At 62.4% G+C, this 25,755-nt stretch carries 13 protein-coding genes and 3 pseudogenes; 5 read left to right on the forward strand and 11 right to left on the reverse strand.

The features are described from left to right. Positions 1-200 precede the first annotated feature (200 nt). Both I6F12_RS12050 and I6F12_RS12055 read right to left on the reverse strand, forming a co-directional pair. Positions 201-2,162 (reverse strand): EAL domain-containing protein, encoded by a 1,962-nt coding sequence (locus tag I6F12_RS12050; protein ID WP_225156368.1) that lies wholly within the window; start codon positions 2,160-2,162, stop codon positions 201-203. 366 nt (positions 2,163-2,528) lie between these two features. Further along, a complete protein-coding gene (locus I6F12_RS12055; RefSeq protein WP_225156370.1) occupies positions 2,529-2,840 on the reverse strand; it encodes a hypothetical protein in 312 nt (103 codons plus the stop codon). Between the two features lie 1,709 nt (positions 2,841-4,549). Here I6F12_RS12055 and I6F12_RS12060 point away from each other — a divergent pair. Further along, positions 4,550-5,077, forward strand: a complete 528-nt coding sequence (locus tag I6F12_RS12060) for an MBL fold metallo-hydrolase (protein ID WP_225156372.1) — start codon at positions 4,550-4,552, stop codon at positions 5,075-5,077. Between the two features lie 191 nt (positions 5,078-5,268). On the opposite strand, the gene I6F12_RS12065 is transcribed toward I6F12_RS12060, so the two are convergent. The 7 genes from I6F12_RS12065 to I6F12_RS12095 all read right to left on the reverse strand — a co-directional run bounded on the left by I6F12_RS12065 (position 5,269) and on the right by I6F12_RS12095 (position 17,201). After that, positions 5,269-5,949, reverse strand: coding sequence for a poly-gamma-glutamate hydrolase family protein (locus I6F12_RS12065; protein WP_225156374.1), 681 nt, complete (start codon positions 5,947-5,949; stop codon positions 5,269-5,271). A gap of 215 nt (positions 5,950-6,164) precedes the next feature. Beyond that, the gene (locus I6F12_RS12070) at positions 6,165-10,985 is read right to left on the reverse strand and encodes a peptidoglycan-binding protein (protein WP_225156376.1); all 4,821 of its coding nucleotides are present in this window, start codon (positions 10,983-10,985) and stop codon (positions 6,165-6,167) included. Positions 10,986-11,006: 21 nt separating this feature from the next. Beyond that, a complete protein-coding gene (locus tag I6F12_RS12075) occupies positions 11,007-12,173 on the reverse strand; it encodes a hypothetical protein (protein ID WP_225133342.1) in 1,167 nt (388 codons plus the stop codon). Between the two features lie 2 nt (positions 12,174-12,175). Next, positions 12,176-12,616 (reverse strand): hypothetical protein, encoded by a 441-nt coding sequence (locus tag I6F12_RS12080; RefSeq protein WP_225125293.1) that lies wholly within the window; start codon positions 12,614-12,616, stop codon positions 12,176-12,178. Positions 12,617-12,635: 19 nt separating this feature from the next. After that, on the reverse strand, positions 12,636-13,895 hold the full coding sequence (locus tag I6F12_RS12085) for a hypothetical protein (RefSeq protein ID WP_225125295.1): 1,260 nt from the start codon (positions 13,893-13,895) through the stop codon (positions 12,636-12,638). Next, on the reverse strand, positions 13,892-16,282 hold the full coding sequence (locus I6F12_RS12090; RefSeq protein WP_225125305.1) for a hypothetical protein: 2,391 nt from the start codon (positions 16,280-16,282) through the stop codon (positions 13,892-13,894). The genes I6F12_RS12085 and I6F12_RS12090 overlap by 4 nt, the downstream gene beginning before the upstream one ends. Positions 16,283-16,520: 238 nt before the next feature. Beyond that, positions 16,521-17,201 (reverse strand): BTAD domain-containing putative transcriptional regulator, encoded by a 681-nt coding sequence (locus I6F12_RS12095; protein WP_225156378.1) that lies wholly within the window; start codon positions 17,199-17,201, stop codon positions 16,521-16,523. A gap of 1,038 nt (positions 17,202-18,239) precedes the next feature. On the opposite strand from I6F12_RS12095, the gene I6F12_RS12100 reads away from it, so the two are divergent. Further along, positions 18,240-19,082 (forward strand): ABC transporter substrate-binding protein, encoded by an 843-nt coding sequence (locus I6F12_RS12100; RefSeq protein ID WP_225156380.1) that lies wholly within the window; start codon positions 18,240-18,242, stop codon positions 19,080-19,082. 456 nt (positions 19,083-19,538) lie between these two features. Here I6F12_RS12100 and I6F12_RS12110 read toward each other — a convergent pair. After that, positions 19,539-20,776: pseudogene (locus I6F12_RS12110) on the reverse strand (HlyD family efflux transporter periplasmic adaptor subunit). A gap of 2 nt (positions 20,777-20,778) precedes the next feature. Then, a complete protein-coding gene (locus tag I6F12_RS12115) occupies positions 20,779-21,111 on the reverse strand; it encodes an FtsX-like permease family protein (protein WP_225156382.1) in 333 nt (110 codons plus the stop codon). On the opposite strand from I6F12_RS12115, the pseudogene I6F12_RS12120 reads away from it, so the two are divergent. From I6F12_RS12120 to I6F12_RS12130, 3 genes and pseudogenes are all read left to right on the forward strand, one after another. Further along, a pseudogene (locus tag I6F12_RS12120) lies at positions 21,029-22,473 on the forward strand (IS1182 family transposase). The gene I6F12_RS12115 and the pseudogene I6F12_RS12120 overlap by 83 nt on opposite strands. Positions 22,474-23,696: 1,223 nt before the next feature. After that, positions 23,697-23,876: pseudogene (locus I6F12_RS12125) on the forward strand (hypothetical protein); the annotation flags it as partial. Positions 23,877-24,730: 854 nt separating this feature from the next. After that, positions 24,731-25,669 (forward strand): PhnA-like protein, encoded by a 939-nt coding sequence (locus tag I6F12_RS12130; protein WP_225156384.1) that lies wholly within the window; start codon positions 24,731-24,733, stop codon positions 25,667-25,669. The last annotated feature ends 86 nt before the right edge of the window (positions 25,670-25,755 follow it).

Raw genomic sequence — 25,755 nt, forward strand, 5'->3', positions numbered from 1 at the left:
CCGATAGACCTTCGACCTATTTGATCGATATCGGTATTACCCTTGGCGCTGAACAACAAGACGATGTGACGGACTTGGATGCCGTAGGGTCATATCGCAAGGTCGGTCACATACCGATCTTGTCGTTGATTCCGCTAGCATTGCCAGCGCCGCACGCGGCTTCGCGCGGCATGATGGTCGGTCGGTTCGTACAGGGCGTTTCAAGCGGCAGGTGTCGACCATTGCTTATTTTTATCGAGTAGGGCGAAGATGCGGTCGGCTGATACCGGCCGACCGATGAGATATCCTTGGACTTCATCACAGCTCGTTTGGCGCAAACGCCCGAGCTGCTCGGCGGTCTCGACGCCTTCCGCTACCACGCCAATGTGCAGATCCTGCGCCAGCGTGATTATTGATTTTACGATCGCCGCGCTATCCGGCCGTGTCAGCATGTCGCGTATAAAGGACTGATCGATTTTGATGCGGGTGTAAGGCAATTTGAGCAAATAGGTCAGCGACGAAAATCCTGTTCCGAAATCGTCGAGCGCCACCGTCACCCCCAGTTGCAGGAGTGAATTCAGGATCGATGATGCCGGCCCGTATTTTGAAATCAGCATCGACTCCGTTATTTCGATTTCAAGTCGGCTAGGGGCAACTCTGGCCTCTGTCAAGGCCTGCACGATTGTTTGCAGGATGCTTGTGTTATGGAATTGAGCTGCCGAGAAATTCACGGCGACCCTGAGATCGGAGGGCCAGTTCGAAAGCGTCGAGCAGGCGCGTCGGATCACCCACTCGCCGATCGGGTGGATCAAGCCGGTTTCTTCGGCAATTGGAATGAACTCAGCCGGCGAAATGACTCCCCGGACAGGGTGTTGCCAGCGCAGCAAGGCCTCAAAGCCGGTTACTCGGTTCTCGCGAATATCAAAGAACGGTTGGTAGACCAGAAAAAGCTCGTCTTTCCCGATCGCCTCCTCCAGATCCCGTTGCAGCGCCCTGCGATCGAGCGCTGATTTGTCGTCGCTGACCTCAAAGAAGCGAACCGTTCCGGGCCCCGCTTTTTTGGCGCGATAGAGCGCAAGGTCGACATTTTTCAAGAGCTCATGGGGCGTATTGCCGTCGCGCGGGGCCAACACGATCCCGACGCTCGTCGCGCCCGCGATCTCGCATCGTTCGATCAGGAATGGTTCGCCGAAAGCCCCGACGAAGCGCTCGGCGATTTCCAACGCGTCTTCGACTTTGGCCAGATTGGTCACGATCAGCGCAAATTCGTCCCCGCCGATCCGCGCGACAGTATCGGTCTCACGCGCGCATCGTTGCAGTCTCGCCGCGGCCTGAACGAGGAACTCATCTCCAGCGGGGTGGCCGAACCTGTCGTTCACTTCCTTAAAGCGATCGAGATCAAGCAGAAAAACCGCGAATTCCTCTCCCGAGCGAGCCAACCGATTGAGGGCGGCTTCGAGGCTTTCGTTGAAGGCGAAACGGTTCGGCAAGTGGGTAAGGGGATCCCGCCGGACCCTCCGTTCGGCTTCCAATTGAGCGATGGTGCGTTTCGTGAATTCGAAAGAATGGGCGAAAACGCCGCGCAGAAGCACGAAGCCATAGGCCACAACAAGAATAGCGACCAGCAGATAGACGAAATCGCCATTTCTGCCGAGGCAGATTGCCGTACCCACAAAAATCGGAGCCGTGAATGCAACCGCCGCCACGGGAATCGTAGCGAAGGCGAATGCTCCGCCCGCGAGCATCCCGGAGCAAAGACATGTGATCACGAGTTGGCCGCCATTTGAGGCGTCGGCGAAGAAAGCGACCGGAACGACCGCCCAGGCTGTTCCAAGAACGAGCGCATTTCGCACCAGCCGATGCATGGCCTGTCGGGAGACGAACTGCGGCTTCGTAATCCGTCGTGATAAACGCGCCTTCAGGCCTATCGATAACGCGCCGAAAACCACGGCAGCTGCCCAGATCAGGGCATAGTTTCTGTTGGGCGAGTGCCAGAGGGCAATTGCAAGCACCGTCGCATTGCAGGCGTTGGCCAGCATTATACCTAGGGAATAGCCGAGCACGAGGGAGATCTGCTCCGCCCGAATGTGCCCTGCGACCGCTTCATCTGTCGCAGGGCCGCCGAAAGCCGCCAGATCCCCCGCGAATAGCTTCGAGACGTACGAGCTCAGATATGTCCTCATCTCGGACCCCGCAGGACTGGCCCTAACGTTGCCGCCAGTGCTGGAAGGTCGCGGCAAACATTTGAGAAAAGATAAATTCTTGAAGTTTGCCACGTTCGCCGGCATGCGTGGCCGAACTCATTATTTAGCGGGGGCGAAGGCGGGGCCGGGCGGGCTGACTTTCGTGTCCTCTATCACCGCAAACCGGGGCACAGTTCTGTACATTACGTACAGACCTGTGCCTGTAATCGATCGCCGAATTCAGCTAACCGACCATGACGGCAGCTTGTGCACTAACCTGAATTAAACGGTGGGTCGGTACGAGATCGACAGAAGATGAGATGCGCACGCGTCGGAAGCTACGCCCGCTTGCGCCGACGACTTTCTCTATCGATGAGATCGGTGCCGATCGTGGGCGCCCGACATCTCGCCGCTTTCCTGCGACATGTCCGATAGAACGAAGCAATGCTGCGCGTTCACCCTAAGAAACGCGCGATGCGAACGCAAGGCCAGGTCGAATATCGCCCAGGCCAACGAGGTGATGTGTGGGCGTTTGGTGATCACCGCGTTCGTCCACGCCAGAGCCTCAGTCGCGTATCCGCAGCTGAGGATGACGAAGTCGTCGGCGTACGCGACAACGTCCGCACGGAACGCTTCCCCACGCGCCGTCAGCCGCCAATGCTTCAGGAACCGATTCATAAAGATGTTGGCAAGCAGTGGACGACGATCTCCGCATCCCTCTAGCCGGTGTCGGCGGCAGAAGGCGCTTGAGGCGGTGGCCGGTTGTTTTCTCGTCGAGCCAAGGCGGGACTGCTGCCCTCGCTCCTACGGAGCGATCGTGGGTGTTTCATGCGCAATCGTGACCTTGTCTCCGACAGCTTCCTGACACTGACAGCGGTCGGTCTGGTGGTGCTCTGCTCGAGCCTGCTCGCCTTTGCGTTCACTTGAAGCGAACGCGCTCGCTGCGTTTCGCGCCTTGACCAAGCTAAGTGCTTGGCGGCTCGCAAGCCCAGCAGCACGGTGCCTGACACTGAACGCCGGTTGCCGTCCGCCTCGGTAAGGCCGATCGAGGTGTTTCGAGACCAGCCCCTCAGAACAGGTCTGGCCCGCGTTGGGATCAATTTTAAAGACATTGTCGAGGTTAACACTAACTCCGCCTCGTCGGCGCGCGCACAACGCCATTCTTGTTAGAGCGATCCAGAAGATGGATTGCAGTGCGGCTCGCACTCAAACTGGAAGTGAAATGCGACAATTATCCTAGCGCTGCTAGGGAGCGCAATCAGCGCCCCAAGAAGGTGGAGGGCGCTTTTTAGTGCAGGCTAGTGCAACACTCGAGCGGCTTCGGCGAGCCGGACCTTTTCTCTCAGCTCATCAAGGTCTTCGATCTCGTCGAGCAATCTCACGAGCTTCCGAGCGATATGTGTCAAATCGGGCTTTGGGCGCCGGATAATGCGACTACGCTGTCCCATCGGTGCACGCCTCCATGCTGCGGGACGTGCAATTGGCAAGGAGCGTGCCACCCCATGAAGGGGATGGATGCGACGCGCCGCGGAAGGCCGGGGCGGAAGCTGCCGCTTAGATGGGCTCGCGGGCTCGAGCGAGCTCGCATACAGTTGAGCTGCGGGCCGGCACCCCCGGTTGCAATCTACAGTCCAAACCAACTCACCCGCCGGCTCACGCTGGCGGGCTTCTCTCTCGCGGCTCTCTCAGACGACCCGTTTAATGGGTTGATAACTGGGAGGATCGCAATGCACAAAATGATCACGGCGGGAGTTCTGACTGCCGCGCTCATCCTTGCGGCCTGTGGCAGAGAGCCTGGACCTAAAGGTGATCCAGGGCCGCAGGGGCCGACCGGCCCGCAGGGGGCCCAAGGGATTCAGGGGGTGCCGGGACCACAGGGCCCAGCCGGTGCGCAAGGACCACAAGGACCGCAGGGGCCAAAAGGTGAGAAGGGAGACAAGGGCGATCCGGGGACGGTCAACATCCGCGCAGTGCAAGCTGATGGCGCCGTCAATTGCAACAACAGCGAAACGCTAGTGTCGGTGTTCTGTCCAAGCGGAGGCGCCGCCGACGGAGCGAAATGCGGGACGTCGCCGACAGTCGGGCTTTGTTTGAAGAAGTGAGTGCTCAGGCCCGCCGGTTCACGCTGGCGGGCCTAGCCGGTTGGGAGAACCGTCACTGTCGGCGCGAACCGTTCTGAGAATGTTGCGGCCTTTGCATCCCGTGCTGCGGAAAGGGCGGCCGAAATAAACGCGGAACATCCGATGGTTGCCAGCGCCAGGAGAGCCGCACCGAAAATCAGGCTACGCATTCCACCCTCCCTCAATGGGCGTTACGATCACAGGTTCGGATTGCATTGTTTCAGTTTCGCTTCGTTGGGCGCCTAAAATGGCTTCGTACACGCGGCCGTGAATACGCTGAACCAGAAGCCTTCGATCGCCTCGTTCGACATCGACCTCGCCGCCGTCAAGGATGTGATCCTGACGCATTTGCATTACGACCATGCCGGCAATTTCGACCGGTTTTCGAATGCGCGGTTTCATCTTCAGGAGCGCGAGCTCGCCTACGCCACCGGGCGTTACGTGCAATATCCGCGGCTGTCGCATTCCTTCGAGGTCGAGGATGTCTGCGGGATCGTGCGGCTGAACTATGCGCGCAGGGTGCTGTTCTACGACGGCGGCGCGGAGATTGCGCCGGGATTGACGGTCCATGCCGCGGGCGGACATTCCGCCGGCCTTCAGTTCGTCCGGGTCAACACGCGCCGCGGCCCTGTCGTGCTCGCCTCCGACGTCAGCCACACCGAGAACATGACCAGCGAGCGTCCGTTCACGACGGCGTTTCACGTCGGCGACATGCTGGGGCGGGTTTCGACAAGCTGCGGGCGGCCGCGCCCGACGCGGACCACATCGTACCCGGTCATGATCCGCTGGTCATGAAGCTCTATCCGGCACCGAGCCCGGAGCTGGCTGGTGTCGCCGTCCGCCTCGACGTCGCGCCGTCCGTGGGTGCTCATTCCTGAGACGGCCGGTGGGCGCCGGCGTAACCTGGGCTTGGAATATCGATTTTCTAAGCCGTAGTGCCCGGTTCAAACAAGCCTGCTGGCTAGTCCGTCCGGGTAGGGAACGGCTCATACGCGGCTCATGGATTTACGCAAAGCGTCGACCAGTAGCCAAAATTGAGCGTTCGTCGTGTTTTTTCGCTGTCGCCTTGTGTTGATCCCGAACAAGCTTCTACGATAGCTCGTTCCCATCTCGAGTTGGGCGCAGCCGCCAATTCTTGTCTTGTTTGCGATGTTGCTTGGGAGACTGCCGTCAAGCATCGGGTTGCTGGTAACCTCGGCCGGGATTCCTGCAGCATCCAATTCTTCCAGAACGATGTCGCGCAACTCGTCGTCCAGTCCGCCGAGCTGAATTCTTCCATTCGCCTGGGTGTCCGTACAGCCGTGCAAGCTGATACAACGTTGAGCGTTTTCAACCAACTTCGTGGCTATTGGCTCATCGTAGTGGGAAGCCGTCACATGCAGGTCGCCGTTGCTGGAGGGCAACAACCCTTCAAACAGCCAGAGGTCATGAAATCCAAGACCATCAACTGCGGTCGCCAGCGTAGCCGGATGATAGCCTGCCGTAGCTAGAGCGATCTCGCTTGTGCCGGTCTCAATGCCACCTCCGTGGAGGGCCATGATGATCTTTTGTGTTTCCGTGTTGTCCGTAACCTGTTCTTCCACCAGTTGGCGCCACTCATGACGTAGCCATCTTTTTCCATATGCCATCCCTTCGACGTTGTTCGGATCATCGTACAGAGCAGTCATGGAATCATATTTGTCAGGTCCTCGTGGCATATCACCGATCTCCGTGCAGTCGGCTTGAATGATCGAGAGCCAGTCGGCGTGCGGCTCTTGCTGGCGAATGGTGGACCTCCGGGCACGATAAGGCTGCCGCCCTGACTTCTTCGAGAACGCGTCGCCCAGACCCGACCGGCGATCCGGATCGGACCATTTAGGTCGCAGGTTTCAGTTCGACATTCTTACCCGCCACCCGCCTTCTCGATCATGCGCATGACGGCATGGAGCTCCCTCTCGTAAGTCGGTCCGGTGGCGTAGCCCGCGCGAGCGACTTCGGTTGCGAAGGCGTATGGGTCGTGGCTGACCGTGAACGCCTTGGCGTACCGCTTGTTGCGCGCCAGAAATGAGCCGTGCTCGCTGAACGCGGTGGCAGCGTCGGGATAGACGCGGAACCAGTCGCGCACGACATAGTCGTACTTGCCGTCGGGCCGCGGCGTCACCGAGATCACTTCGGGGAATTTGGCGTCGGGCCGCGACATGACCTCCTTGGTCTTCAGCAACTGCCGCATGTTTTCGGGCATGCTGGCTTTTGCCTTGATACCGAAAAAATTGAAGCCGGGCGCATGCGCACCCCAGCCGGATTCCAGCGCTGCCTGGCCGAGCGTTACCAGGGCGGGTACGCGGCTCGCCGCCTGCGAAGCCCTGGCTGACTCGCCGAACGTGGCGACGAACGCTTTCGGCGCGAGCTTCTTGCCCGGCACGTAGGGCAAGGGCGTCGGCGCAGGAGGCGTAGGAGCGGGGGCGGGCGGCAGCGAGCGGCCACCCAGCGCGGCGCCAATCGCGGTTTTGGTCGCCGCGCCGACGACGCCGTCGGCCTCCAGCCCGCTGCGCGACTGAAACCCACGCACCGCGCGTTCGGTGTTCGAACCAAAATCACCGTCCACTGCCAAATCGTAACCGAGCCCGACAAGGGCGCGCTGCAGGCTGCTCACGCCGTCGCCTTTGCTGCCCCGGCGCAGCGTCGGTCCGAGCATGAATTCGGCGACGCCTTTGAGGCGGTCCACCAGCCCCGGATCGCCTCCCGCTTCGCCCGCGAGCAGGGCTTCCAGGGTGAGGGTCTCGTCGGCTGGAGATTCGCCCTCGCAGGCGGCGCGCACGTCCTCACCGTCGCTGAAATTCTCCTGCCAGTTCTCCTGCCAGTTCTCCTGCCAGTTCTCCTGCCAAGTCTCCTGCCAAGTCTCCTGCCATCCCTCGTCCTCGGCTTCGCTCTGCGCGCCCGGCAGCGGCGCGAGGTCGAGGTGGAAGTGGATGATTAGGGGATGCGGTCCATGCCAGTTGAGCCCCGTCACGCGCTTGTTCTTGTCTTTGCGCGTCGTGCCGACGAAGATCACGTTGCGCTTGCCGGTCTCCCGGTTGATCTCGTCGGCGACCGCGAAATCGTTGTAGATGATCCGCCATTTGGCCGGCATCGCCTTCGCGGTCTCGTTCACCGCGCGCAGCAACCTCAAGGCATCGTCGCGGAGATAGAAACCGCGAGCGTCGCGCCTGTTCAGGAACAGATCGAGCGAATAGCCGCGGTCGTTGAAGCTCCCGCCGCCATGTCCGCGATAGGTGCCCGCTCCGAGGCCTGCGCCGTAGCGGCGGCGCAGCTCGGCAAAGAAGCGGACCATGATCGGCGCGACAGGCGCCTTGTCGCTTCCGTCAATCGACGCGTGACTGACCAGCTCCACCCGCTGCGCCGGCGGCCCGAAATCGCCGAGCGAGCCGCCCGATGGCTCGGTGCGGAAGCGCATCTCTTCCTCGCGGCTGATCATCCAGGCGCGGCGGAGAACGTCGTCGGCGTACTTCGTCCCGAAGCGCATGCGGGCGCCCTTCAGCGTATCCTCGTAGTCGCCGCGCAGCGCCGCGCTTCGTTCGTCGGCCGAAGGCTTTCCGCCCGTCCGCCGCGACCACTCCGCAGCCAATCTGGCAATGAAGGCATCGAGATCCTCGTCGACAGGAAGCGGCGCAGGCGGGGTCGGTGCCGGCGGGATGGGAGCAGGTGGAGTAGGTAGCGGCGCGATCTTGCCGCCGAGCGCTGCGGCGATAGCCGCCTTGGTGCGCGGGCCGACCACGCCGTCGGCGGCGAGGCCTGCGCGGGACTGAAAGGCGTGGACCGCTTTTTCGGTTGCAGCGCCAAATCGTCCGTCGATTTCGCCCGGCGAATGGCCGAGTTGCGCCAGCGCGCGCTGCAGCGCTTCGACACCGGCGCCGCCGTTACCGCGGCGAAGCGTCGGTCCGACCACAAGAGCCGAGGCGCCCTGCAAGAGGTCGGCAGCTCCACCGGCCTCGGTGTCGAATGCGCGCACGCCGACGCCTGCAGGCCATCCTGCGTCATCCGATTCCGGTTCGAACCACTCGGCCTCGAATTTTCGGGGCGCCGAGTGGGCGCCGCACCCGCATCCGCACCCTTCGTGCTCGATTTCGTCCTCGGACGATTCAGGCCAGCGCGTGTCGGATAAGTCTTCGTCGAGCCTGTCGCCAGGAAGGCCTGCTTCCAAGTCCGGCCAAGCCAACGATTCCCCGTCGGCTCTCTCGAACTGTGTTTCCGCGCTCGACATCGCATCGAAGTTCTCGAAGGTCTCGCCATCCGGGGCTGTGCCGAGCTCGCTCAACAAGGTCGGGAGCAGTTTACCGGGCAGCGCGCAATGGGTGATCGAATTTGGCACGGGGCGCAGCGCCACGGCGCCCGCACTAGCGCGGCCGTCGAATTTGTCGGTCGGAGATTTGGCGCGGTAAACGATGTCCACGCCCAAACCCGGCCGGGCTGCGGCGAGCGCCTTGAACGCCGCGATCGGCGGGCTTCCGTAGGTGGCGTCAAGCACCCACACCTTGACGAGCTTCGCAAGCGCGCCGGTGCCGAGCGCCGTGGATTTGTTCGCGTTGGCGAGCGGATAGAGCACGCCGTAGGCGCGCGAGTGCCCGGAAATGACGAGCCGGCCGATTTGCGTGCCGCTCCGCTCGAGGCGGCGGTCCGTCTCGCCCAGCACTTCGGCAAACAGCGCATTGAGCTGCGCAGGCCGGTCGAGGCCGCGTGCACTCCAGCCTGCGTCGCTCCCAATCTGGAGCTGCGGCACGATCAGCAGCATCGGCCGGCCGCTGTCGGTCACGATCTTGCCGAGCCGGAAGGTCGCCTCCGTCACGATGCCCGCAGGCATGGCTCGCGGCACGCCGCAAGGACTGAGCAGCCCGTGGATGTAGAGCAACATGTCGACCGGCCTGCTGCCTCGAACGGCCGCGGCCGACGCGAATACGGCGATCTTCGTGCCGGTGACGCGGGAGCGGTAGATCCATAACGCGCCGTCAAGATACGGCTTCGTGGACCGAACGACGGCTTCGCTTTCGAACTCGCTCGTGATCGTCGGCTTGCGGCGAAACTCCCAGTGCCATTCCTCGGTCGGCAACTGCTCGAAGCCGTAAGCCGCCGCGTTCTGCTTCAGCCATCCATAGAACCAGCTCCTGCGCCAGGCCGCTCGCGCTGCGTCACTGCTACTGTTGGCAACCTCGAATCCCGCTTTTCTGTTCTGATAGAAGTCGACGGCGATGCCGTTCTGGTGATTGCTGTAGCCTGGCGCCGCAATCCGGCCACCCAGGCCAAAGCCGCCGAAGGCCTTCGACTTCAGCATGTAGGCGGCTGCTGGCTTCGAATGCGGACCTTCGGCAAGAGCTTCGCGGTGCGCGCGTGTCCGGTTGTAGTAGCCCTTGAAATACCTGAGCCACAGCGAGCGCTGGTGCTCGCTGCCGCGATAGCCGCTTGCTGCCGTCAATCGTTTCGTTCGCAGCGCGTCTGCATCACCCGCAATCTGAGCCTTCTGCAGATCTGCATTTGCAGCGGCGAGCAGGCGGCCTGCGGCCCGCGCGGTCTCCGGCCGCGTCTTGACGCTGGTGCCGGGGATCGTCTCGACCTGAGTGCTGCTCAGGTCGGGCAGGGGAGCACCCCTGGCCTTGCGGCTGCGGGCGATATGCTCGGCGAGCACATTGTTGCGAAAGGCGATCTGCTCCGCTGTTGCGGTCCACGCCTCGGACTCGAGATATTCGTCCTCACCTTCGTGTTCGTCTTCGGCGCAGCGGCTGGCTCCGGATTCCAGCTCGCGAGCCTCCTCGAGCTCGCGCGCCCAAGGCTCCGAGCTTTCGTCTCGCGCGGCATCGTTGTCCGCGGAAAAGCCATGCGAATCCCATGCCTGGGCTTGAAGCCCGGTAAACGACGTTTCATCGTAATCTTCCGACAGCGAGCCTTCCAGCTCCGGCTCGAAGCTCTCGCTCAGCAGGGTCATGCCCTCGACGGCGAAGAAGGCGTAGCTATCCGCGTTGTCCAGAGCCTGCTTCGGGGACAGGGTCAAATATTTCGGTTCGTGCTCGTAGGCTTGGTCCTTGATGCCGACATAGCGATGTGCGACCTCGTGGATGAGGGTCACCTCCTGCGTGTCGGGCGCCAGCGCGCTGAAGTTGCAGTGCCTCGGCCGCGTGTCGAAGCAGATGTGGACCTTGCCGAAACCGCCGAACAACTGCGTCGTCAGGGCATAGCCGCAGACGGCTCCCTTGCCGTCCGTGGCGCAGTCGGTCTCGCCGCGGAACTTGATTCCATCCTTCAGCGCTATTTCGATCCGCATCAGCCGTGTGACGATGTGACGGAGATCGTCGTGCTTCGTGGTGTGAAAATGCCGCAGCAGCAGCTGCCGCGTGGCTGCGCCCATCCGATCCGGCCGTCCGTACGCGCTGCCGACGAACGAGGCCGCATGCCGCACTGCGCGCAGACACCGTTCGGCGACGTCAAGTAGCAGGTGCTTCTGCGTCGACGTACAGTTCGCGAAGGAGTGGGGTGAGCCCAGTTCTTCCTCCTCGAGGGACTGGGATTCACCCGCACCAGTCCACTCCGCTTCGCCCGAAAAGGCTACGAACGGGTTGTCCTCGAGCGTGGCGAACGCTCCAATTCCGCTGTGGTTCTCCGGCTCGGACGTCTCCGCGAACGGAGCGTCGAGGCCGAGCGGGTCGAGCGATTGGAAATCCTGCGTGGACCCGTGCATCGTCTGCCTCCTGCGTTGACCTCAACGTGCGCCGACGAGCAGTGGCGGCCGGGTCGGCGGCCGCATCTCGATCGGCTTTGCGCGTGTCTTCAGATCCTTGCCAGTTGCGGATGCCCACTCAGTGATGACCCGCCTGCTCGAAGCTCCGATCGGCGAAGCTGCGCCCGGCGGCGAACCGACCGGCGGCTGCTCGAGGTAGAGAACCCACGCCAGTTCAGGTCCGGACACGACGCCGGACTCGACGATGCGCAGGAACCGGGAAAGATCGCCAGCCATCGAGAACAGAGCCGACGACCTGCTGTGCGGTGCGAGCCCAACGCGCTCGCCGATCATCCGCAGACGCTCGTAGGGGCTCGTGGCGTTGGCAACCAGATCCTCGACCACCGGCGTGTTGGCGCTTAGCGTCAATTCGGCCCAGCCGAGGGCCGTTGCCGCGACCAGCTCCTCCCGGCTGAGCAACTGATTTTGCCGCCGGGCGCGCAGTGCAAATCGCAGCGCTTCGGCGATCCTGAAAATCCGATCGTCGTCTGAGGCGTTCACGCCGGATGTGTTGCGAACGTTGGTGATCGCCTGCCACAGTTCAAAAAGGAGTTCCTCGAACACCTGGATGAATGACGCGTTCGCGTGCGTGGCCTTGTCGTAGGTGGGCGGCCGGTTGTCGTCGGTGCCGAATGCCAGGTCGAGGCCGAAGAGCCGCCAGTATGCGTTGCGCCGTACCGCCTCGGGATCGGGACGGATGACACTGGTGGACAGCCACGGGGCAAGCGGATTGGCGGCACCAAACAGCAGCACCTCGGTGATCTCGAGCCAACGCTGGGTCGCGATTGACGGGATGCCCAATCCCTCGCCGGAGCGATACTCCCGGACGACGCGGCGCAGGATCTGGATGGCGCGTGTGTTCTCCAGAACGTAGCTGTAGCCGAGGTGGTCCCATTGCGGGACACCGGCCAACGACGGATCCGGGATGAATGGCGCGAATGCGCCGATGTCGTAGCGGAGGAAGGCCAGCCGGGCCGGGCTGGCCGGCTGCGGATTCGGCGGCGGTCCCCATACGCGAAAGGCGTTCCAGACCTGTTCCATGTGGAGCAACAGATCGAACGGATCGCACATGAGCACTATTGCGGCCGCCGCATCGCGCGACATGTTGGACGGCGGCGCCATCATGCGGTCAATCAGCTGCTGGATCATGACTAATACCTTTCGTTGTCGCGTGGGCGCGGAACGACCTCGCCGATGAATGGAACGGGACGCGTTGGTATCGGCACGGTCGATGCTCCGGACCAGCTCGGCCGCGCCGTGGCTTCGATCATGCTTGCGAGACGCGCGTTCACAGCGCCATCCGTGATCGGAACGCGATGAGGTCCGATCTCCGCCAGCGGTGCGAGCTTGGTGGACAGTTCCTCAAATCCGTTGGTCAGGATGCATTCGATCGCGCTCATCTGCGACAACCGGCTCAGCGCCTGATTCAAGTGGCACAGCTCCTGCTCGCGCTTCGCATCGCGCTCGTGCAGTTCGTTGATGGTCTGCTTGAGGAGGTCGATCTCCTCGTTGCGCGGGTGCCCGTCCGATTGGCGTTTGGCAAGCTCCAGCACGGACTCGGATCCCGCCGAAGATGAAGGCTTCTTGGCCATGTCGTATTCCTTTCTCAATTCACGCCGCTTCGGCTTGGTTGACGAACCAGCTGCGTGCGCGTTCAATCCACATCGGTGCAGTCTCCGGACATTCGGCCTCGCGCAGGCCGGCGAGTGCGACGATCCGTATTCCCTCGCGCTGCCGCCACGCCGGCGACGTCCAGAGCGCTGCGCCAGCGGTGTGTTCGAGCTCGGCAAGCGCCTGGGGCGAGACGCGTTTTGGATCGACCAGGTCGGTCATCGGCCGGCCGCCGAGCCCCGGTACGGGCGCTGAGAGACACGCTTCTGCGATCCTTGGCATCGCGGCCTTCGAGCGGGCGAGCAGGGGCTGCAGCGTCTCTTCGGCGAGGGCGATCGGATAATGCGCTTCCATGGCCCGTTGCAGGGCATTCCATGGGCCCTTATCGCCGAAGCAGAGGCGTGACATTGCGCAACCGAGGACTGTGCGAAGCCACCCGATCGGGTGCGGGTCGCCCACCGGCCATTGCAGGATGGTGTCGGCATTGCCGACGACGTCGTAGAGCGCCGCCGTCGAGGCATAGCCGGTGTGAAGAAAGGCAAAGACGTCGGCACCGATCTCGGAGGCCCAGGGTGTCCACATCGCCTGAAGCTTTTCATCGTCCTTCAGCGCGCGCGCTATGGCCGCTCGCACGGAGGGCGTCCAGCCGGTGAGGTGAGCGACCTGATGGCCAGTCTCGTGAAAGAGCGAGGTGGGGCGATAGAGATTGTGGCGCACGATCTTGATGGCGGCGACCGGCATGATGGCCCCGGGCGCCCAGAGGCGGACGCCCGCGCGCAGGATCGATGCGCCGGTTCCCTTGTCCTGGTACACCAGCACTCTTGGCACCGGCTTCCTCGCCCGCTCGAGCACGCCCTGCATGCTCGTGACCGCAAGCCGGTCGAGCGTCGTGAGCGCCTCGCGCAGAGGCGCACTCGTTCGCGAGTTCACGGCATCTCCGAGGAAATCGAGTGTGGTGTCGACCTGGACGTAGCGGCGACGGAAACGCTGGACACCGGTCGAGGCGGCTGGAATGCGGGCCGGATTCTTCCGCGCCTCGGCAACGACCCGCTGCGTCGCCTCACCGAGCTCGATGAGTTCCTCGACGACCGCGTTAATCTGCTGGCGCAGCGGCGCACCGGTGTCGCGTTCGACCGACTTCCAGGCCTCGATCGAAGCAAACTCCTCGGCATCGCGAAACGTGCGAGCGGCCGCCAGCCAGTGGGCGACCTGCCGCTGGAGGTCCGAGGTGACGAGATGCTGGTCGATGTCACGCGTCACTTGCCGCCCCGCCCAGGTGTGACGGAGATGGCGATGCTCGGTGTGCCGCGCAGCGCGGCGCCGGCCGGCGCGGACGCACCGCCGCGCAGCATCCTGCGGATCGCGTCGAGCCCGGGGACCGCGGTGAGGCGGATGCGAACCGTTACACCGGGATCGGGATGTCCGGCTGCGCGCACGAACGCTTCCGCATTGGCTCGCGCCCATTTCGTCAACGCCGGCATCACCCAGGCGCGCAGGCGCTGGCGCAGCTGTGCGGTCAGACCGGGCGGCAGCAGCTTGCCCCTTTGGGCAGCGAAGTCCTCGAAAGTCTCGCCGTCCTCACCATCCTCGCGCAACATCCGGAGAGGAGCCTGGCCGCCGGCGGAGAGTCGCTCCATGTCCTGGTAGGTCCTGGTGAGCGCCTGCAGCAGCGCAAGGCTTCCCTGGCCCTTGCGGATCGCCGCGACGATCTTCTGCGTCTCCGCCTCCGACAAGTAGATGCCGACGGTGATGCGTGCCTGGCGCATGTTCACCGACGCCCAGGCACGGCTTGCGCGCAGACGCCTGGCCGCGGCCTGTCCCGCCGGGCCCGCGGGCAAAGTTGGCGGCGCGCCGGCGCCGACCGGCTCCAGAATGTAGAAGCGCTGGCCCGCGGCGATCCGCTGTCGCGAGCGGAGATATGCGGCGGGCACCGCGACGCCGAGCTTCGGTTCACGCAGTAGAACGCCGGCCGCCGCCGGCGTCAGCGGATGGACGTTGGCGGTGTTGATGTAGCCGCGGCCTGCGCCTGCGCCCGACCGGTCGGTGCGCACCATGCGCTGGAGCGTGGTGCCGGGCGCAGACTGATAGATGTGCATGCGCGCGCGGATCGGAAACTGCGCGCCCGCCGCCCGCATCGCCGCGCCGACCGTCGATCCGCCGAAGGTGGGCAGCGTGTCCGCAATCTGCGACGTCAACTGGATATCGGGCGTGCGGTTGTACTTGCGATAGGGCCGGAGGCTACGCGGGCGGCGGCTCACGAAGGTTCCGCCGAGCGACGGGGCCTGCTGCAGCGACGCACGAACGAAGCGAGGCGGGAAATGCGTTGCAACGGCTTGGCTAAACGCTTCTGCGGTCGCGAGCTGGGTCAGCTCTTCGTCCTCGAACACGTAGTCCTCGTTCTCGGCGAACTGGCGGACCGTATCCTCGACGACGCTGGCGAGCGCGACCGGCGCCACCTCGTCGCTGCGCTCGAGCTGCGCCCGGTCCTCGGCCTCGAGCGAGATGAGCCTCAGACCGGTATCTACGATGGCGTTCGACAGAGGCCCTTTGAGCTGCGGTCCTACCCATTTGCCGATCAGCTGGCCGAGATAATTGGCGAGGAAGCCCACCACCTTCGGTCGACCGACGAGGTTGATTCCGAGCCGCAGCGCGCCGAGCAGGGCGGGAACGAATTGCTCGATCGCCGGCGCGAGATCTTCGTCCTCGTCGGCGTCGCGCAGCCGTTCGATCAGTGCGCCGCGGGCTTCGGCGAGCACCTCGAGTTCCCGAGTCTCGATCTCGCTCTCGTCCGTCGCACCGAACGCCTCGCCTTCGAACTCGGCTGCCGCATCGCCCGCCAGTGCCTCCGCGATGGCCGCGTCGAAGGATTCGGCGAGCGATTCCATGTCGGTCAGGTTCGCCGGTGACACCTGAGCTTCGTCGATGCTCTCCTCCGCAGCCTCGGACGTGAATCGGGCGGCGAGCGCGCGTGCGTGCGGCTGCAGAGGTGCCGGCAACCGGCCGATGGCGAAGGACAGGACGCGCCGGAGCAGGGGATTGATCAGGCCACGCAGCTTGTTCAGAACCGGCCCGAGCAGCGACCCCGCGACCTTGCCGACGCTCTTTGCCACATTGGCGACGGTCTTGACGACGCCCTTGGCTTTCTTGATGAGCTTGCCGATGAACTCCTCGCCGGCCGGCGTCAGCTCTCCGATCAATGGGTCGAATCTCTCCAGCACCTCATCGAGCTGTTGCTCTGAAAGGGAGCCGACGTCCAGGCCGGCCATCCCTGCTTCCAGCGCCTGCAGATACTGTTGCGCCTCGAAGCGCACCGGGGCAAGGTGCGCGTCGGCATAGCGCTCGCGCTCCTGTGCGGACGCCGGCGTCTCGCCGACGAACCGCTCGTCGAGTGCCTGCTCGGTCTCCTCGGCCAGAAACGCAAGCGCTTCGTCGAACGCTTCGTCGCGAAGCTCGGCATAGACTTCGGCCACCAGGCGGTCGGTCTCGGACTGGCTTGCGCCGCCATCGAGCGTCGCTGCGAATGGCGTGAGATTCTCGCTCCACGGAGCGAAGCCGATCGCCGCGCCGTTGCCGGTTTCGGCGAAGGCTTCAGCGAACGGATTTTCCTGCGCGGCGAAGAGATGGGATGACTCTTGTTGATTCAGCATCGCGCGACTCCGGCCTCCTGAACATCTGCGGTGCAGTTGAGCATGACCGCCGTCCGCCGCTGTGTGTGGCGCCGTCGCCTTGCCGTCTTGTTCGCGCGCTCAGTGCGGATTGCTGCCGTGACCGCGGCGCTTTCCGAGGCGTCCACGCAGCGTCGCAGGATCGTCCGCGGGCAGACGACGGCCGTCCCTGCAGACTCCGGAAAAGGACGAGACAGAAAGGAAGGAAGGGAAGGGGAAGCTAGTGCGCGGTGCGTGAGGCGGGACAAATGCCGGCCACGCGCTTCGCCAGCGCCTCATCCGGGGCGACGCCCAGCTCGCAGGCAAGGCGCTTTGCCAGCGAACGGTAGCACTGGACCGCCTGGTAGCGATTGCGCTGGGCGAGATATGCATCGATCAGCGCTTCGGCCGCCGATTCGCGCAGCGGCTCGGCGGCGAGCGCGGCGACTCCCGCCTGTGCTGCCAGCGCGAGATCCCCACACGTCGTCATCATCCGGCAGGCCGCCTCGAGCGCCTCCACCCGCAGCAGGCGAAACGCCTCCTGCGCGGCGATCAGCCACTCCTCATGCCAGCCGGGCAGAACGTCGTTCGATAGCAATACGATGTCCTCGAAGGTAAGCGCTTCGCCCTTGAGGGCACGGGCCGCGATGGCCTGCGCGCGCGAGAAATCGACGTCCGCCGACAGCACCAGCTCGTCGCCCATGGTCTCGATCCAGCCGCGCGGAACGTGCCAAAGCGCGCGGCGGAGGTTGGCTCGGCCCGCGTCTTCGGCGAGATCCAGCCAGAGATTGCTGGCGGCCGCGGTGCGCGAGACCGGCCCGCCTTGAAGCGCGAGAAAGGCGAGAAGCCGGCGCGCCGGGAGCGAGAGGCGAACCATCGGGTAGACGCCAAGCCGCCCGAGAATGGCGACCTTGCGCTCCACTATCCTCTCACTGATGCCCCCCGTCATGAAGAGCCTTCCTGGTCGCGAGATTATGAACAGTTCGACCGAGCTCTGGCCGGCCGAGTAAAATCTTCTGTTAGGCCGTTCGTATTGCGGCCGGTCCTTAAATTCTCGACACTAGGCTGACAACCGGCGTGGTATGGTACGCCCGCCGCCCATCGTGGGCAACAAATCGGGCTGGAGCCCGAGGCCGGGACTTAGCGACAGATTTAATCGCGTTTTACTGTTCAATGGCGCGGGTGCGTGCGTATGCCGAAAACCGTGGTCGAACACTGTGGCGAACACGAGGCCTGTTGGCAGTTCGCCGCGCGCGCAGAATTTGCCGCAGATATCGCACATGGGCGTGCCCAGTCCTGTGCACATGTGGACCTCACCACAACTCCGACACGCGTTGATCGAAATCAGGCTCGACGGATTTGCAGCCAGAGCATCCTATGCTCGCGTGAGGGATGCGCGAGGCGGACCAAGAACCCAGACCGAATTCCGACCCGGACAGTCGTCCGATGCAGATGCTTTATCTCTCGATCAGTTCGTACCGTAGCGGTGTTTTCTATCCCGATAGTATGAACTAGTTCATTCTTGAGCCGCAACCAGAAGCTCCACGTCGAGCATAGCGGGTCAAATGCAATGTTCGGTTGCAAAAATGAAGCGGCGCACGCATCTGACAAGAGTACTGCCTTGACCGTCTGAGACGCGGCTGTTCACGCCAGCTATCTGCCTTCGCTGCAGCAAAGGCGAGCAAGGGGCGGCCGACTGTTATCCTGGCGAAGACCAGCTCCTGCCCCATCAGCGAAGTTGCACCTCCGCGGCCGGTAGCCCGCTCGTTGAGCCAGAGCCGGACCAGATTTGCTCAACCTGAATTCTTCGCGTTTTTGACCCATCTGCGACATAAGCTGAATCGCAATCCCGCAGCACAGCAGTCCCTGCCGTATCGAGGTGTGCTATCCTTCAGAAGCACGGGAGGGACCGGGCAATGAACCGACGCTGGTTCATGACGATGCTCGGCGGCGCGGCCGCGTGGCGCGCGCGCAGCAAGCCCCAAAGATTTATCGGATCGGCTGGTTGAGCCCGGGATCGGGGATCTATCCTAGTACCGACTATAGCAATAAGCTAAACGGAGCTTTCACTGAGGGCCTCCGCCAGTTGGGCTGGATTGAAGGGCAAAACTTCATCTTTGAGCGTCGATACGCCGAATGGCTCGACCGAATGCCTGAGCTAGCGAAGGAGCTTGTGAATCTCGAGGTGGATGTGATTGTAGCAGGGGGAACGCAAGCGCCGCTTGCTGCCAAGAGTGTCACCGCAATCCCCATCGTCATGACAGGCGCGGGCGACCCGCTAGGAAGTGGTCTCGTCGCCAGTTTGGCGCGGCCAGGCGGAAACGTGACCGGACTGAGTCTCATGGTGCCGGACCTGGGCGGGAAACGACTGGAAATGCTCAGCGAGTTTGCCCCTAGTACCTCTCGCGTGGCAGTCATTTGGAATGCGGCGAATCCTTATTCAGCACGCGTCTTCGGCGAAACCAAAGAGGTGGCCCAGAGATTGGGGCTTGAGGTTCAATCCATCGATGTGCGAGTTCCCGCTGACTTCGACTACGCGCTCGAAGCCGTCACGGAGCAGCGCGCGAATGCTCTGGTTGCGGTAGAGGAACCTCTAACCATCACCTATCGGGGCCAAACCGACGCGATTGACCCTAAGCGGACTTGGGCGACGGTCAGTGGCCTGCTTTGTATTTGCGAGTGGCTCAATTTGAGTTACCGAAAGAATAATTACTTCTCGCTGCGTATCAAAAGATACATAACCAAACCCGGGGCTGTGTCATTATCCCTTCATCACGGACCGGACCTTGGCTTTTATCCGTGACGAGAACGCCGATTGCGCTCCCGCCTTCCTCCAATGGAAAGGAGCGCGTTATGACGATCATTCGTCGTCGTCGTTTCAAACAAACTAAGTCACTAAAAGTACGGCTTCTCGAAGAGGCTCACAAGCTCTTGGAGGAGGCTAGGTTGCTGCCACACGGACCGGTGCGCGACGCGGCATTAAGAAGAGCGAGGCAAGCAGAGACAGCCGCTCACATGGACGATTGGCTTAACTCGCCCGGCCTACAGCCGCCGAAGAAGGACGATCTCCCGGGACCGAAGTAAGGCCGTCTCAGTTCGCGGCCTCTTTCATTGGTTGTCCCTCACTTCCGCTTGTGGCCCGGAACTGACCGTCTGCGGCCTCGGGCCAACGTCGCCATGTGACCCTGAGGCGAAGCCGAGGATTCGCCCGTCTTCTACTTTGCATCAACAAGCCGACCACTTACCAACGGACCGCTACCTACGGTGCGGCGCGCATCCCGATCCTGCCTCCATCGACCACTCGGTCGCTGGGATGCAGAACTACCTGGTCCCCCGCAGCCAGCCCGGAGAGCACCTCGGCCACTTGGTTGTTGCGGTGACCGATGCTGACCAGCACGGTTTTGGCGCGACCGTTCTCATCGGCGAAAACAGCCCACTGATCGCCTTTCCTGAACAAGGCGCTCACCGGCACAGTCAGAGCGTCCGAAGCGCTCCAGGTGGTGACGTGGACGACGACCCGGTAGTCGTGGCCTAGCGATGCCCACGCCTCGGGCGGATCCACGAAGTCGATGGTTACCCGAACTCGCTGTTCTTCGATGCCCAGGGCCGAGACCTTCAGGAAGCCGGCCGGGTCCACACGGACCACCTTTCCCTTGATCGGCTGGCCGCCCCAGCCGTCGATCCGGACGGGGGCGCCGACCCTGACCTGGACGGCATCGGTCGAGAGCAGGTCTGCCACAACCTCCAGATCAAGTGGGTTGCCAATGTCGACGAGAGGCGTCCCGGGAAGGACGGTCGCCTCGCTGTCCTGGGCAATCTTCAGTACCCGTCCGTTCGCCGGCGCGAGCACCCGGACGCAGCAGGTCGGCTCCGCAGAGGGCACGGCGTTGGCCGGATCCATGAATCGAGCTGCCAAGCTGGTCCGCACCGCGCGGCGCATCTCGACCTGGGCCTTGGCGCTCGCCAGATTGGCTTCGCTGGTCGCCACCTCGAACTTCGCCTTGTCGAACGCCTGTGCCGAGGTGGACTGCGTCCGCAACAGCGCTTGCGCCCGTTGAAACTCGGTCTTGGAAAAATTCAGTGCGGCCTGGATCCGTTGCACCTCTGCCTCCTGCTGCTGAATGGCCGCGTCGGCGGCAAGCACCTCGGCCTGAAGCTGGTCCCGCGAACGCACGTCGATGAAACCGGGCAGCGCCGGCTGCATCAGGGCCATGACCGTCTCGTTGGCGACGACTTCGTCGCCAACGTGTAGCGAAGGTCCCTTCTCGCCCATCGGATGCGAGATCCTCAGGACCTTCCCCGCGATCGGGGCCGAGACCGTGTAGACATGGGCACATCGGTCTTCCCGTCGTCGTCCGCCGTGACTTCGATAGGCCCCTTCCCGACGATCGCGAGGTCCACCAAAACAGGCCGGGGCCAGGCGAACCAGGCCAGTCCTCCCGCGACCGCAGCTAGAATCGCGGCGCCGATGATGCGTTTGATCCACTGTGCCGGCATGGCTAGTCTCGCGTCTCGAGGACCGCGACCACGTCCAGGTTGTCGATGCGTTGGCGGATGACGGCCGCGGAGGCGATGGCCGCCAGCACCACGACGGATGTGGCGACCACATAGGTCGAATGCTCGACGACCAGGCGGACGCGCATCAGTTCACCGGCAAGGTTCGTCTTCATGACCCAGGCGAGCCCGTAGCCCATCAACCAGCCAGGCGGTTGCGCGATCAGGGTGAGGATCGCGAGCTCCAGCAAGAGGATGCGCAGCACCTCGCCCCGCGTGAAGCCGAGCACACGCAGGCTGGCCCCGGAATGTCTGGAGGATTGGGTAAGCGAGGACAACTCGGTCCATGTGATCGATGTGTTCGTCGAGGCGCTCGACCTGCATGGACTGGGGTTTGAGCGTGTGATCGCCAAGGGGACGCGCCGGCCCTCCTATCATCCGGCAGTTCTTCTGAAGCTTTACATCTATGGTTATCTCAATCGGGTGCAATCCAGTCGCCGCCTGGAACGTGAGGCTTGCCGCAATATCGAGGTGATGTGGCTGATCGTCCGCCTGGCTCCCGATCATAAGACGATCGCCGATTTCCGGAAGGACAATGGTGCGGCGATCCGGAAGGTTTGTGCGAAGTTCATTGCACTATGCCGGCAAATGGGCCTGTTGCAGACCCCAAGCGTCGCGATCGACGGCAGCAAGTTCAAGGCGGTGAACAACCGCGACCGCAACTTCACGCATGCCAAGATGGCGAGGCGGATGGCGCAGATCGAGGAAAGCGTCGGTCGATATCTGCGTCAACTCGATAGCGCCGATCGGCAGGAGCCATCGGAAGCGATCAGCATCAAGACGACGAGGATCAAGGAAAAGATCGCTCGGCTGAAGCAGGAGATGAGCCGCCTGGAACTGCTTGATGCGCAGATGCGCAACACGCCGGGTCAACAGATATCGCTCACCGATCCGGATGCCCGTTCGATGGCCACCAGTGGACGCGGATCGGGTGTCGTCGGGTACAATGTCCAGGTCGCGGTGGACACCGAACACCATCTAATTGTTACGCACGAGGTCATAAACGTTGGCAACGTCGTGGGCAGCTTGCTCGGATGTCGAAGCAAGCCAAAGAAGTGCTCGAAGCGGACAAACTCGAGGCGGTCGCCGACCGTGGCTACTTCGACGGAGAAGAGATATTGGCCTGCGAGAAGGCTGGCGTTGCAGTCACCTTGCCCAAGCCCATGACGTCGAACGCCAAGGCGGAGGGCCGGTTCGGCAAACAGGACTTCGCCTACCTGCCTGATGAGGACGTCTACCGCTGCCCATCCGGCCAGCTGCTGCCCTATCACTACACCAACATCGAGCATGGAATGACGCTGCGCCGTTACTGGTCGACAGCAGCGTGCCAAGGCTGCGCGATCAAGAGCCAATGTACGCCCTCAAAGGAGCGTCGCATCACGCGTTGGGAGCATGAGCATGTGGTCGAGGAGGTTCAGAGACGGCTCGATTCCAACCCAGACGCCATGCGGACGCGGCGCGAGACGGTCGAGCATCCCTTCGGCACGATCAAAGCCCGTATGGGTGCGACCCACTTCTTGATGAAGCGCCTGCGGAATGTCGCCGCCGAGATGGCGCTGCATGTTCTCGCCTATAACCTCACACGAGTGATGAACATCATCGGCAAGCCGAGCCTGATTGCAGCCATCCGCGCCACCTGAAGAGCGGAAAGTGCGCCCAAAAGCGCAATACTGCCTCGCGATCCCCCCTTTGGCCGTCATTGGACGATCCGACGCGAGAACATCAGCCGCCTGCAGTGATTGGCGACCACGGCCGCGTGCCGACCATCCGTTTGCACACAACCAAGACCCATAGCTGACGTAGGCCGGCTCTCCGGCGCGACCTGCTCCTATCGCTTTTGCCCGCTAGGGTGAGGAAGCGACCTAACCGTTCCCCGGTAGGAGCGCGGAACACTTGGACTGAATGTACATTAATCAACATGAACGACCAATTCAGGAAATTTGGCGTCATGGGTATCGAACGTATGCACTCGCCTCATTACTGGGAGATGCGAGCGGAGGAGTTTCGGACGAAGGCGGACAACTGCGAGCATCCTGAGACAAGGAAAAGCTTGCGTAAGGTCGCTAAGACCTATGAGGAGCTCGCCCGCCGCGCGGAGCAGGTCCGCACCCTCCGAGATGTAGCAGAGCAGCCAGTTAGGAACTGCGGCAACTAGTGCGGCACTGCCTGTCCCGCCGCGCAGTGTTGGCAGAAGGGCCGACTCGCTGGATTGGCAGTCTTGATGGTGCGGCCGTGTAGTTGCCGCTGTTTAAAGGTGTGGCAGGGAAGCTTGCGCTATCATGGCCGGATGAAGGGAAGAACCTGATCATTGACTACCGATCGCCTGTCGCGATTAGACGTAGTCCCCGAGCGTCAGGTGCAAGGCGCAGGAAAGGCTCGCCGATGCACACTACCTGTTACACCAGTCCTGACGCTCTTGGATGGCGAGTTCCACCTTGGTGGCGAGCCCCAATAGGTTCGAGGAGAGATCAGCAAACAACTCCTTCTTCGATTGGTCGGCTGCGTGGCGTCTGCTGATAACCGCGCACTCCTCCGCTTCCGTGAGGAGTTTTTCTAGGTGGATTCGCATGTCGTGCATGGCTGTACCCTTGCGGCACTAACGTGCTGGCGCGCCACCGTGTCGCGGAACTGACGTCCCTCAATCTTCAATGGGCCGCCGGGTTGGTCGTTCCTAAAGCGAATGTGGGTATTGGCCAATTCGGCTACTTTTGAGTAGTTCCTGGATAGTTGCGTGTGGACGAAATAAACCGTTGGCCTTGTCACCTTCCTAGCCGCACTTTGTTCCATCACCGACTGGTCCGACACCTCTATCGGTGTGTGAACGCCAGTTGCGCTCCGCCTAACTCACCAATGGAGCAGCGCCATGATAGAGCGCCGTCGGTTCAAGCAGACCCAATCTCTCGACGAACGGCTTCACCAGGAAGCCAATCGACTGCGCGAGGAGGTGAAGTCTCTGCCGCGCGGCCCCGAGCGCGAGCAAGTTCTGCGGAAGGCCCGCCAGGCCGAAACCGCTTCGCATATGAGCGAGTGGTTGACGTCGCCCAGCAAACTCCGTCAGAAGGCGCGTACTGGTTTGGAAAACGCCAAGCGCTTTCAGGACAAGGCCGCCGAAGCTTTACAAATGGCCGATCAAGTCGGCAATGAGTCTAGGCGCGAAACATTACAACATATCGCCAAGAGCTAGACATCAGCCTTCGTGGTCGGCGATTATAAAAGTGAGATTGAATTGGTTGACCGGGCGGTTGCGCTCAACCCAAATTCATTTGTGGCATGGAGTTGCAGAGGCCAAGTCTTCAGAATACTCGGCTCGTGCACAAGGATAGCCGCCAAGAAACCAAGCCGAACCGTCGAAAGAGGTGCGAGGAAAAACTCGGCGCTCCAGCACTCCAATGGATTTCTGGGAAGGAAGAGTTGGCGGCCGGTTGGCCGGCGGCGTAGGAGCAGTCGGTCGAAACTGAGATGTCTGTTGGGACGACATGGCAGATCGGTTCGTCCTGTCGAATACGGGAAAAACTGGCAAAAGTTCCCATTGAGCGCGAGAGTGGGGAGCTTGATGTGGAACCTGCTGGGCGAGGAGGGGCTGCCCGGTAATGGCAAAGCAGACCCGGCATCGACGGCTTTGCACCTGAATGCCGACCTGAAGCGGGTCATCTTTCGCTAGCTTCTTAGCTGCTGTTCGTGTCAGCACCCCGAGCCTACCCATGGCGCCAACAGCAATTCGACACCTGCCGGAGCCGCCGTTCTGCTCGAACTCGGCGAAGGACAATCGGGAGGTGCACGCTAACGGGCATTCGAGCGGCGGTGCTGCAAGGGGTTTGCAGTTGAGGCCTGCGACTTTTTAGGAACGTCGCATCCAAAAGCAAGTTGCGGGATCAAACAGGCTTCAAGGATAATGTCATGGCCAACTCTCCCGAAATGGTTCGTTCAAGCCACCGCACGCCCCCTCAGACGAGCGAGGTCGTTCCCGCTGACGAAATTCGCACAATCATGTTGAACCAGGTCGCGTGGGGCGCCGTTTTCGCGGGTGCAGCCATCGCCCTTGTCATACAGATTATCCTGAACATGATCGGTCTGGGCGTGGGTTTATCGACGGTCGACGTTGGGGAGGGTAGTACGCCCAGCGCAAGCTCGATGTCGGTTGGTGCTGGTATCTGGTTCGTAGTTTCCGGAATTGTGGCCGCAGCGCTAGGGGGCTACATAGCCGGTCGGCTTTCTGGCAAGGCGTCGGCTTCAACGACGGCTTATCATGGACTGATGTCATGGGCCGTCTCGACGCTGGCAGTAATGTATCTGCTTTCTTCCGCCGCTTCCGGCATCGCTGGTGGCGCTCTCAGCACAGCATCCTCCGCTTTGGGCGGAGCGGGCAAAGCGCTTGGAGGGTCGGTACAAACGGCAGTTCAGACGGCGGCGCCTACGCTGAACAATGTTAGCGATCCGATGGCTGCCATCGAAAGCAAAGTTAGAGGCGCCTCGGGAGGGCAAGATCCCGCTGCGCTTCGTGATGCCGCGGCCACAGCCGTCCGGGCGGCGCTAACGGGTGACGCTTCTCAGCAGGCAGCGGCTAACGACAAGGCCGCCGAGGCTCTAGCCAAGGCGCAGAATATATCACAAGACGAAGCAAAGGCGCAGATCAGTCAGTACCAGCAACAATATAAAGAAGCGGTAGCCAAGACGAAGGAGCAGGCAAAGCAGGCGGCGGACACAGCGGCCAAGCGCGTCTCGCAAGGTGCATTGTTCGCGGCGGTGGCTTTGTTACTGGGCGCCTTGGCCGCGTTCTTTGCAGGGCAAGCCGGTGCCGTGAATCCAACAGTGTCGGCGCAAGTCGCCCGGCATTGACAACACGGACCGAAAAATTGACCTCAGCTCTCGACCAAGTTTAGCTGACCGAAAGTCGTCGTTCAGCCCTTTGTCCCTCGTTGAAA

Source organism: Bradyrhizobium sp. IC4059, assembly GCF_020193615.1.
GTDB classification, from domain to species: Bacteria; Pseudomonadota; Alphaproteobacteria; order Rhizobiales; family Xanthobacteraceae; genus Bradyrhizobium; species Bradyrhizobium yuanmingense.